Raw genomic sequence first — 10,717 nt, forward strand, 5'->3', positions numbered from 1 at the left:
GTTCTGGTGCCAGGCCTTACCCCTCGGGCAGGGCCTGGACTGCTCTGCGCCCGCATCGCGAAACGCGGTCGACGGACGGCCGGAGCCGGTGGTGGGATGCGCACCATGACCGAACCGCACATCCGGACCGCCGCGCCGGCCGACCTGGACGCCGTCCTCGCCCTGTGGAAGATCGCCGCCGAGGGCACCAGCATCAGCGACGACCGTGACGGGATCGAGCGGCTCGTCGCCCACGACCCCGAGGCCCTGCTGCTCGCCGAGCGCGACGGCGAACTCGCCGGCACGGTGATCGCCGGCTTCGACGGCTGGCGCTGCCACCTCTACCGGCTCGCCGTACACCCGGACCATCGCCGCCGGGGCGTGGGCGGCGCCCTGCTCGCGGCGGCGGAGGAACGTTTCGTACGACTGGGTGGCCGACGCGCCGACGCGATGGTGCTCGACCACAACGAACTGGGGCAGCACGCATGGCGGGCTGCGGCGTACGACCCCCAGGAGCAGTGGACCCGCTGGGTGAAGCCGCTGCCGAGCGCCCCCCGCGACTGAGAACGGCTTTGCCCGTCCTTTACCATGGGCACCTCCAGCCCCGCACGATCGAAAGGTGTGAGCGTCCGCCCATGGGCGAGCCTCCCAGTACCAAGCGAGCGATACCTCTGTCCGTGACTGATCATGGAACGGAGGTGAACCGATGATCGAAGTGCTTCTGCTCGTGGTGGCGCTGCTCCTCTCGCTGGCGTGCGGCGCCTTCGTGGCGGCCGAGTTCTCGCTCACCACGGTCGAACGCTCCGAGCTCGAGAAGGCCGTCGAGCGCGGAGAACGGGGTGCGTCCAGCGCCCTCAAGGCCGTCAAGTCGCTCACCTTCCAGCTCTCCGGCGCTCAGCTCGGCATCACCGTCACCAACCTGATCGTCGGCATGCTCGCCGAGCCGTCGATCGCCAAGCTGATCCGCGGCCCGGTCGAGGCCCTCGGCCTCTCCGCCTCGGTCGCCTCCTCGATCGCCCTGGTCCTCGGCACCGCCCTGTCGACCGTCGTCCTGATGGTCGTCGGCGAGCTGGTCCCCAAGAACTGGGCGATCTCCTCACCGCTGGCGATCGCGAAGCGGGTGGCGACCCCGATGCGGATCTTCACGGCCGCGTTCAAGCCGCTGATCAGCCATCTCAACAACACGGCGAACCGGATCCTGCGCCGGCTCGGCATGGAGCCGACCGAGGAACTGGCCTCCGCCCGCTCCCCGAAGGAGCTCGTGGCGCTGGCCCGCCACTCCGCCAAGGCGGGTGCGCTCGAGGCGGACACCGCGGAGCTGTTCGTCCGTACCCTCAACCTGGCCGAGCTGACCGCGGAGAACGTGATGACCCCGCGCGTGCAGGTCACGGCCCTCGACGTACAGGCCACTGCCGAGGACGTCGCCAACGCGACCCGCGCGACCGGTCTGTCCCGTTTCCCCGTCTACCGCGGCAGCCTCGACTCCGTCGTCGGCATCGCCCACGTCAAGGACGTACTGGCGATTCCGGCCGACGAGCGGCGCCGCCGGCGCATCGGTGACATGCTGCGCCAGCCGCTGCTGGTCCCGGAGACGCTGACCGTGGACCGGCTCCTCGACCGGCTGTCCGGCAAGCAGACGATGGCCGTCGTCATCGACGAGTACGGCGGCACGGCCGGCGTCGCGACGCTGGAGGACATCGTCGAGGAGGTCGTCGGCGAGGTGCGCGACGAGCACGACCCGCACGAGACCCCCGACCTGGCGCGGGCCGGTGTCGACGCGGACGGGCGCGAGCTCTGGTCCGCCGACGGCGCCGCGCGTACCGACCAGCTGGAGGCGATCGGCCTGCGCGTGCCGGACGGACCGTACGAGACGCTGGCCGGCGTCATCGCCCACGAGCTGGGCCGGATCCCGTCGGTCGGTGACCGGGTGGAACTGGCCGGCTGGCAGCTGGACGTGGTGGACGCCTCCGGGCGCCGGGCCGCGCGGGTGCTGATGCACGCGCCGCCGCTCGAAGAGTCCGGCACGACCCGGGAGGGGGGCCGATGACCGCGATCCAGTTGCTGATCGGCGCGCTGACCCTGGTCGTCAACGCCTTCTTCGTCGGCGCGGAGTTCGCCCTGATCTCCGTTCGCCGCAGTCAGATCGAGCCGGCAGCCGAGGCCGGGGACCGGCGGGCGCGCAGCGTCATCTGGGGTCTTGAGCACGTCTCGGCGCTGCTCGCGGCGGCTCAGCTCGGCATCACGCTGTCCACCCTGGTGCTGGGCATCGTCGCCGAGCCCGCCATCGCACATCTGCTCGAACCGGTCTTCGACGCGGTCGGCGTGCCGCACGGCCTGGTGCATCCGATCTCGTTCGTGATCGCGCTGGCCCTGGCGACCTATCTGCACATGCTGCTCGGCGAGATGGTCCCGAAGAACATCGCACTGGCGGAGCCGACGCGTACCGCGCTGCTCCTCGGCCCCCCGCTGGTGGCGCTCACCCGGGCGCTGCGCCCCGTGATCTTCACGATCAACGCCTTCGCCAACGCGCTGCTGAGGCTGTTGCGGGTGGAGGTCAAGGACGAGGTCTCGGCGACGTTCTCGGACGACGAGCTGGCGCGGATGGTGACCGACGCGGGTGTCGCCGGTCTGCTCGACGACCGCGCGGCGGAACGGCTGCACGACGCCCTGGAGCTGGGGCGCCGGCCGGTCCGGGATGTCGTCATGCCGGTGGAGAAGGTCGTGTACGCGGCGGTCGGGACGACGCCCGAGCAGCTGGAGGCGCTCTCCGCCGACTCGGGCTTCTCCCGCTTCCCCGTGGTCGACGCGGGGAAGCGGATCCTGGGCTACCTCCACGTGAAGGACGCCCTGGACGTGACGCCGCGGGATCTGCCCTTCCCGGTCTCGGCGATGCGGCCGATCGCCCGGGTCCGGGCGGCCACGCCGATGGACGACGTCCTGACGGCGATGCGCCGCAGCCGCACGCACCTGGCGGCGGTCCTGGACGAGGACGGCAAGCTGGCCGGCCTGGTCACGATGGAGGACGTGCTGCGGGAGCTGGTCGGCCGGCCGACGGCTCCGTAGGACATCGGGACCAGGAGCCCCGGGGTGCGTCGCGCGCCCCGGGGCTCCGTCCCGCCTCCGACGGAACGCGCGCATACCGCGCGGTATGATCGCTCACGCCATGGAGACGAATGCCACCTACACAAGTCTGGTCGCCGTCGGGGACAGCTTCACCGAGGGCATGTCGGACCGACTGCCCGACGGGACGTACCGGGGGTGGGCCGACCTCCTCGCGGCGCGCCTCGCCGCCCGCACCCCCGACTTCCGCTACGCGAACCTCGCCGTACGAGGCAAGCTCATCGGCCAGATCGTCGAGGAGCAGGTGGACCGGGCCGCCGCGATGAAGGCGGACGTGGTGACCCTGGTCGGCGGCCTGAACGACACCCTGCGGCCGAAGGTCGACATGGGGCGTGTACGGGGGCTGCTCACCGAGGCCGTGGAGAAGCTGGCGCCGTCCTGCGGGCAGCTGGTCCTGATGCGCAGCCCGGGCCGCAACGGGCCCGTGATGGAGCGCTTCCGTCCCCGCATGGAGGAGCTCTTCGGGTACGTCGACGAGCTCGCCGCCCGCCATGGCGCCCTGGTGGTCGACCTCTACGGGGCACCCGCGCTCGGCGACCCCCGCATGTGGGACGTCGACCGGCTCCACCTCACCGACGAGGGGCACCGGCGAGTGGCCGAGGCCGTGTGGCAGGCACTCGGCCTGGCCGCCGAGGACGACTGGCGGACGCCGCTGCCGCCGGCCCTGCCCCCTGGCTGGGTGACCCGCCGCCTCGGGGACGCCCGGTTCGCGCGGCAGCACCTCGGCCCGTGGATAGGCCGGCGCCTGACCGGCCGTTCCTCGGGCGACGGCCGCCCGGCGAAGCGGCCGGAACTGCTTCCGTACGAGCCGGCCGACCGGACCCAGCCGCCGAGGCCCTGGGTTCCGTGACGGGCGTCTCGTAGCAAGAGACGAAAACGGCTGTGGCGCTGGCCTGCAGAAACCGCCAGTAGAATCTGTCGACGTGACTGCTGTGACTGCGAAGCCCCGTATCCCCAACGTCCTGGCCGGCCGCTACGCCTCCGCGGAGCTCGCCGTCCTCTGGTCCCCCGAGCAGAAGGTGAAGCTGGAGCGTCAGCTCTGGCTCGCCGTGCTGCGTGCTCAGAAGGACCTCGGGATCGAGGTTCCGGAGGCCGCCCTCGCCGACTACGAGCGTGTGCTCGACCAGGTCGACCTCGGCTCCATCGCCGAGCGTGAGAAGGTCACCCGGCACGACGTGAAGGCCCGGATCGAGGAGTTCAACGCCCTCGCCGGTCACGAGCACGTCCACAAGGGCATGACGTCGCGCGACCTGACCGAGAACGTCGAGCAGCTGCAGATCCGCCTCTCGCTGGAGCTGATGCGGGACCGCACGGTCGCCGTCCTCGCCCGGCTCGGCAAGCTGGCCGGCGAGTACGCCGAACTCGTCATGGCCGGCCGCTCCCACAACGTCGCCGCCCAGGCCACCACCCTCGGCAAGCGTTTCGCCACGGCCGCCGACGAGCTGCTCGTCGCCTTCGGCCGCCTGGAGGAGCTGATCGCCCGCTACCCGCTGCGGGGCATCAAGGGCCCGGTCGGCACCGCGCAGGACATGCTGGACCTGCTCGGCGGCGACGCCGCCAAGCTGGCCGACCTGGAGCAGCGCATCGCCGGGCACCTCGGCTTCGCGCACGCCTTCACGTCCGTCGGCCAGGTCTACCCGCGCTCCCTCGACTACGACGTCGTCACCGGCCTCGTGCAGCTGGCCGCCGCGCCGTCCTCGGTCGCCAAGACGATCCGTCTGATGGCCGGTCACGAGCTGGTGACGGAGGGCTTCAAGCCCGGCCAGGTCGGCTCGTCCGCGATGCCGCACAAGATGAACACCCGCTCCTGCGAGCGTGTCAACGGCCTCATGGTCATCCTGCGCGGTTACGCCTCGATGACCGGCGAGCTGGCGGGCGACCAGTGGAACGAGGGCGACGTGTCGTGCTCGGTGGTCCGCCGGGTCGCGCTGCCGGACGCGTTCTTCGCCCTGGACGGCCTGCTGGAGACCTTCCTGACCGTTCTCGACGAGTTCGGCGCGTTCCCCGCGGTCGTCGCGCGCGAACTCGACCGGTACCTGCCGTTCCTGGCGACCACCAAGGTCCTGATGGGCGCCGTCCGCGCCGGTGTCGGCCGTGAGCTCGCCCACGAGGCCATCAAGGAGAACGCCGTCGCCTCCGCGCTCGCCATGCGCGAGCAGGGTGCCGAGCGCAACGAGCTCCTCGACAAGCTGGCCGCCGACGAGCGGATCCCGCTGGACCGCGCGCAGCTCGACGCCCTGATGGCGGACAAGCTGTCGTTCACCGGTGCCGCCGCCGACCAGGTCGCCGCCGTGGTCTCCCGTATCGAGGAGATCGTCAAGCAGCACCCTGAGGCCGCCGCGTACACCCCCGGGTCGATCCTCTGACCCGGTTCACCCCGCAGGAGCTCCAGGCCGCCCGCGACCGCGTCATCCCCGACGTGGTGGCGGGCGGCCTTTCGGTCCTCTTCTGCGGGATCAACCCCGGTCTGATGTCGGCGGCGACGGGCCATCACTTCGCGCGCCCGGGCAATCGCTTCTGGCCGGTGCTCGCACGCTCCGGGTTCACGCCCCGGCTGCTGAAGCCGTCGGAGCAGGAGGAACTGCTCGCCTACGGTCTCGGCATCACGAACGTGGTGGCGCGGGCGACCGCGCGGGCCGACGAGCTGAGCACCGAGGATTTCCGGGAGGGCGGCCGGCTGCTGACCGAGCGGGTCCGGCTCCGGCGGCCCCGCTGGCTGGCGGTGGTCGGCATCACGGCGTACCGGACGGCGTTCGGCGAGAAGCGCGCGGTCGTCGGGGAGCAGGAGCGGACGATCGGGGAGACCCGGATCTGGGTCCTGCCCAATCCGAGTGGGCTGAACGCGCACTGGACGGTGGATTCGATGGCCCAGGAGTTCGGGCGGCTGCGCAAGGCGGCGGGGGTGCCGGACCGGCGGCCGGACGTCACGGCGGATCCACCTCCGTCACGCAGGCGAGGAGTCCATGGCCGTCCTCACCCCGGCGCGTGAGTCCGAGCACGACCCAGTGGGTGTCGACCCGCCAGAGCTGGATGTCGGGCACGGAGGCGCAGATCAGCGCCCAGGGCCGGGGTATGTCCTCGCCCGCTCCGGCGCGGGCGAGCAGGGAGTCGAGGCCGACGAGCCGGGGTGGGCCCCAGCGCGTCTCCAGGAGCAGGGCGAGGGCTTCCCGTTCGGCCTCCGCCTGCTCCTCGGTCGGCTCCTCGACGGCTAACTCGGTGAGGTGGTAGCCCTCTTCGGTGAACGCGCGGGCGCGCAGCAGGTCGAGGGCGGCGAGATGCCGGGCGAGCGTCATGGGTCCAGTAAACCGCCAGGCTCTGACAGCCGATGATCCGTCAGGACCCCCGTTCGCCACAGTGGGATGCGGCTGGGCCTCGCCGCACCTCGGTCCATTGAGTAACATCCGGCAGACATGCGCACGAGCTGGGAGGACACACGGTGGGGCGGCTGACCGGCGGGGATCCGTCGCTGCTGCGGCGGATCAATTCCGCGGTGGTACTCCATGCTCTGCGGGGCGCCGACGCGCTCACGCTCACGGACCTGACGCGGATCACCGGGCTGTCCCGGCCGACCGTCGAGGGCGTCGTCGAGGGGCTCATCGTCGGCGGTCTGGTCGTCGAGGCGGCGCCCGAGGAGGGCGAGGCGAGGCGGCAGGGCCGGCCTGCCCGGAGGTTCCGCTTCCGGGCGGAGGCGGGGCATCTGCTGGGCATCGAGATCGGCCCGCACCGGGTCGCCGCGCTGCTCTCGGGTCTGGACGGCCGGATCATCGGCGCGGGGTCCCGTGACGTCGCGGAGACGGCTCCGGAGGACGAGCGCCTGGAGCGGGTCCGTGCGGTCGTCGCCGACGTGCTGCGCAGGGCCGGGGTGGCACGGTCGAACCTGCGGGCGGTCGGCGTCGGCACGCCCGGGATCGTCGAGGCGGACGGCACGGTGCGGCTCGGTACGGCGCTGCCCGGCTGGACGGGGCTGGCGCTCGGGGAGCGGCTGAGGCGGTCGTTCAGGTGCCCGGTCCTCGTGGAGAACGACGCCAACGCGGCCGCGGTCGCGGAGCACTGGAAGGGCGCGGCGACCGACTCCGACGACATCGTCTTCGTCCTGGCCGGGCTGAGCCCGGGCGCGGGTTCGCTGATCGGCGGCAGGCTGCACCGAGGTTACGGCGGGGCGGCGGGCGAGATCGGCGCGCTGCATCTGCTGGGCCGGGGTGTCACGCCCGAGCATCTGCTCTCCACCACGGACGAGCCGCTCCATCCGCTGGACGAGCAGGCGGTGGCCGAGGTCTTCGCGCTGGCCCGCGGGGGCGACGCCCGCGCGGAGGCGGCGGTGGAACGCTTCACCCAGCGTCTGGTGCACGACGTGGCGGCGCTGGTCCTGGCGCTGGACCCGGAGCTGGTCGTGATCGGCGGCTGGGCGGCCGGCCTGGACGGCGTCCTGCAGCCGCTGCGCGACGAGCTGGCCCGCTTCTGCCTCCGCCCGCCGCGTGTGGTGCTGTCGATGCTGGGCGAGGCCGCGGTGGGGACGGGCGCGCTGCGGCTGGCCCTCGACCACGTGGAGGAGCAGCTCTTCGCCGTGGAGGGCACCGCGACGGCCCGCCGCTGAGCGCGACGGGCCGAGGCTTCTCCCGGGCTCCCGGTCAGGGCGACGGTTCGCTTGTCCCAGTCCCAGTCCCGGTCAGGGCGGCGGTTCGCTCGCGGTCCCGGTCAGGGCGGCGGTTCGCTCGCGGTCCCGGTCAGGGCGGCGGTTCGCTTGTCCCAGTCCCTGTCAGGACGCCATCACGAGGTCGCCCGAGTCACCGAAGGTGAGGCGGCAGGTGTCGGCGCGGTAGGTGGCCACCGAGACCGCGGCCGTGCGGCCTTCGGAGAGGTAGCGGGTCGTGACGACGAGGACCGGGGCGCCCGGAAGGCGGTCCAGTTCCCTGGCGTCGTCCGCGCGGGCCGAGCCGAGCTCGACGGCGCGGTCCTGTCCGTCCAGCGCGAGGCGCTGGAGTTCGCGCAGGACGACACGCGCGCGGGCGGGGCCTGCCGGGGCGTCGATCGCGGTCAGGTCGGGGACCGAGGAGGACGGCACGTACAGGAGCTCGGCCGCGACCGGCTGGCCGTGCGTGACGCGCAGCCGGCGCACGATGTGCACCTGCTCGTCGGGGGCGAGGTCGAGGAGCCGGGCGACGGCCGCGGGGGCGGTGTCGCGGGCGGAGTCCACGGACTGCCAGGTCTCTTCGCCGACACCGGGCCAGACGTGCTGCGTGGTGGAGACGTCGACGCCCACGCGCGGCGGTGCGACGGTCGTCCCGACACCGCGGCGGCGCTGCAGGCGGCCCTCCAGTTCGAGCTGCTCCAGTGCCTGGCGGAGCGTGGCCCGGGCGACGCCGAAACGCGCGGCCAGTTCACGCTCGTTGGGCAGGATCTCGCCGACCGAGAAGTCGGAGTCGAGCGCCTCGCCGATCACGGTCTTGAGGTGCCAGTACTTCGGCTCCGGAGCCGATTCCAGCTGCGTGGTCCCCACCCTGATCCTCCGCAATTCGCCGTGTCCCGCGGCGGTTTTCCGCGCCCTTGTTTATTAAAGGTTCCTGCACTAACTCTGCGACCATAAGGCGGCGCACCTACTTGGTCAAGACCAATCGTGACCCGGATGCCCCCGATTGCAGCCCTCTGGCGTAGATCGTTCACAGGACGTTCGCACCGATGTGTGCCCTGCGCAGCAATATGCCCCGCCTCCAGGAAGAAGGCGGGGCAGAGGGGGCGGGCATCGGTGGCGAAGTGGGTCAGCCGGGGTCGACGGCGTGCAGCTTCTCGGGGTTGCGCACGATGTAGACGCACTGGATGCGCCCGTCACGGACCTCGATCTGGAAGACCGAGTCGGCCTTGCCGCCGGCGAGGGCCAGCAGCCCGGGCGCTCCGTTGACCTCGACGAAGCGGAACTCGAAGGCCGCGGCGCCCTGGGCGACGGCGACGAGGAAGCGGCCGACCTTGTCCGCGCTGTCGATGACCCGCAGGGGTGCCTGCGCCTTGCCGCCGCTGTCGCCGATGAGCCGGGCGTCCGGCGCGAGCAGGGCAAGGAGCTGTTCCAGGTCGCCGCCCGCCGCCGCGGCGAGGAAACGCTCGGTGAGGTCGCGGCGTTCGGCCGGGTCGACGTCGTAGCGGGGCCTGCCCTCGTCGACATGGCGGCGGGCGCGGCCGGCGAGCTGGCGGACGGCGGCCTCGGAACGGTCGAGCGCGCCGGCGATCTCCCCGTACGGGAAACCGAACGCCTCTCGGAGGACGAAGACCGCGCGTTCCAGCGGCGAGAGGGATTCGAGGACGACGAGGACGGCGAGGGAGACGGAGTCGGCGAGCATGGCGCGCTCGGCGGTGTCGGGGACGACCGGGCCGAAGTCGGTGACGACGGGTTCGGGGAGCCAGGGCCCGACGTAGGACTCGCGTCGGGCCTGGACCTGGCGGAGCCGGTCGAGGGCCAGCCGGGTGGTGATCCGCACGAGATACGCCCGCGGTTCGCGGACGTCGTCGCGGTCCGCGGAGGACCAGCGCAGCCAGGCCTCCTGGACCACGTCCTCGGCGTCGGCGGCGCGGCCGAGCATCCGGTAGGCCACTCCGATGAGTATCGGCCGGTGTTCTTGGAAGACGTCGGTCAACGTGTCGGTCACCACTCCCCCATCCCAGCCGACGCGCCGCGCTCTGTCCAGTTCCGTCCGCGCCCTTGAACTCGTACCTACTGAGCGGTAATTCTTGCTGACAGGGTGTCTAAGTCAAGGAGCAGGCGTATGTCCGCACAGATCTCGTTCACGGTCCGGACCCCGGCGGGTCCACGCACGGTCTCCGTGGCGTACGAACGCAGGGGCGCGGGCGAGCCGCTCCTGCTGCTGCACGGCATCGGCCACCACTGGCAGGCGTGGGAGCCGGTGCTCGACATCCTGGCGACCGAGCGGGACGTCGTGGCCGTGGACCTGCCGGGCTTCGGCACCTCCCCCGCGCTGCCCGACGGCTGCGCGTACGACCTGTCGACCGTGGTACCGGTCCTGGGCGCCTTCTGCGAGGCGCTCGGTCTCGAACGGCCGCACGTGGCGGGCAACTCGCTGGGCGGGCTGCTCGCCCTCGAACTCGGCCGGGAGAAGCTCGTGCGCTCGGTCACCGCGCTCTCCCCGGCCGGGTTCTGGTCGGAGAGCGAACGGCGGTACGCCTTCGGGACGCTGCGCGCGATGCGGGCGGCCGCGCTGTCGATGCCGCTCCCGCTGATCGAGCGGCTTTCGCGCAGCGCCGCCGGACGGACGGCCCTGACGAGCACCATCTACGCCCGCCCGGGGCGCCGTTCACCCGAGGCGGTGGTCGCCGAGACGCTCGCGCTGCGGGAGGCCACCGGCTTCCGGAAGACCCTGGAGGCCGGCCGGACCGTGATGTTCGGCGACGACGTCACCGCGGTGCCCGTGACCGTCGCCTGGGGCACCCGCGACCGGCTGCTGCTGCGCCGGCAGGGCGTCCGGGCCAAGCAGGCCGTCCCCGGGGCGCGGCTCGTCCGGCTGCCCGGTTGCGGGCACGTTCCGATGAGCGACGACCCGGCTCTCGTCGCCCGGGTGATCCTGGACGGCAGCCGCTGACCCGTTCCGGCGGGCGAAGAGCCCTGTCCCGAGGG

The 10,717-nt window shown here is 72.4% G+C and carries 11 protein-coding genes; 8 read left to right on the plus strand and 3 right to left on the minus strand.

Annotated elements, in window-relative coordinates:
• Nucleotides 1-54: 54 nt before the first annotated feature.
• The 6 genes from ACFUJR_RS09855 (at nt 55) to mug (ending at nt 6,088) form a co-directional block, all read left to right on the plus strand.
• Nucleotides 55-543: a GNAT family N-acetyltransferase gene (locus tag ACFUJR_RS09855; RefSeq protein WP_383165436.1), complete on the plus strand. Its 489-nt coding sequence runs from the start codon at nt 55-57 to the stop codon at nt 541-543.
• Between the two features lie 142 nt (nt 544-685).
• Nucleotides 686-2,026, plus strand: coding sequence for a hemolysin family protein (locus ACFUJR_RS09860; RefSeq protein WP_383165300.1), 1,341 nt, complete (start codon nt 686-688; stop codon nt 2,024-2,026).
• Entirely contained in the window at nt 2,023-3,042 is a 1,020-nt protein-coding gene (locus ACFUJR_RS09865) for a hemolysin family protein (protein ID WP_383165303.1), read from the plus strand. The genes ACFUJR_RS09860 and ACFUJR_RS09865 overlap by 4 nt, the downstream gene beginning before the upstream one ends.
• 100 nt (nt 3,043-3,142) lie before the next feature.
• Nucleotides 3,143-3,949: an SGNH/GDSL hydrolase family protein gene (locus ACFUJR_RS09870; RefSeq protein WP_383165305.1), complete on the plus strand. Its 807-nt coding sequence runs from the start codon at nt 3,143-3,145 to the stop codon at nt 3,947-3,949.
• A gap of 73 nt (nt 3,950-4,022) precedes the next feature.
• Nucleotides 4,023-5,465 (plus strand): adenylosuccinate lyase, encoded by a 1,443-nt coding sequence (gene purB, locus ACFUJR_RS09875; RefSeq protein ID WP_383165308.1) that lies wholly within the window; start codon nt 4,023-4,025, stop codon nt 5,463-5,465.
• Nucleotides 5,462-6,088, plus strand: coding sequence for a G/U mismatch-specific DNA glycosylase (gene mug / locus ACFUJR_RS09880; RefSeq protein WP_383165439.1), 627 nt, complete (start codon nt 5,462-5,464; stop codon nt 6,086-6,088). The genes purB and mug overlap by 4 nt, the downstream gene beginning before the upstream one ends.
• Here mug and ACFUJR_RS09885 read toward each other — a convergent pair.
• Nucleotides 6,024-6,392 carry a hypothetical protein gene (locus ACFUJR_RS09885; protein WP_383165311.1) on the minus strand — a complete coding sequence of 123 codons (369 nt, stop codon included), beginning with the start codon at nt 6,390-6,392 and terminating at the stop codon, nt 6,024-6,026. The two genes, mug and ACFUJR_RS09885, sit on opposite strands and share 65 nt — an antisense overlap.
• Before the next feature lie 143 nt (nt 6,393-6,535).
• Between ACFUJR_RS09885 and ACFUJR_RS09890 the strand changes: the two genes are divergently transcribed.
• Nucleotides 6,536-7,693, plus strand: coding sequence for an ROK family transcriptional regulator (locus ACFUJR_RS09890; protein WP_383165314.1), 1,158 nt, complete (start codon nt 6,536-6,538; stop codon nt 7,691-7,693).
• Between the two features lie 162 nt (nt 7,694-7,855).
• On the opposite strand, the gene ACFUJR_RS09895 is transcribed toward ACFUJR_RS09890, so the two are convergent.
• Both ACFUJR_RS09895 and ACFUJR_RS09900 read right to left on the minus strand, forming a co-directional pair.
• Nucleotides 7,856-8,596, minus strand: a complete 741-nt coding sequence (locus ACFUJR_RS09895; RefSeq protein ID WP_383165317.1) for a GntR family transcriptional regulator — start codon at nt 8,594-8,596, stop codon at nt 7,856-7,858.
• A gap of 259 nt (nt 8,597-8,855) precedes the next feature.
• Nucleotides 8,856-9,737: an RNA polymerase sigma-70 factor gene (locus ACFUJR_RS09900; RefSeq protein ID WP_383165320.1), complete on the minus strand. Its 882-nt coding sequence runs from the start codon at nt 9,735-9,737 to the stop codon at nt 8,856-8,858.
• A gap of 114 nt (nt 9,738-9,851) precedes the next feature.
• Here ACFUJR_RS09900 and ACFUJR_RS09905 point away from each other — a divergent pair, with 114 nt between their 5' ends.
• Nucleotides 9,852-10,682, plus strand: coding sequence for an alpha/beta fold hydrolase (locus tag ACFUJR_RS09905; protein ID WP_383165323.1), 831 nt, complete (start codon nt 9,852-9,854; stop codon nt 10,680-10,682).
• Nucleotides 10,683-10,717: the final 35 nt, after the last annotated feature.

Source organism: Streptomyces sp. NPDC057271 (assembly GCF_042668715.1).
Lineage (GTDB): Bacteria > Actinomycetota > Actinomycetes > Streptomycetales > Streptomycetaceae > Streptomyces.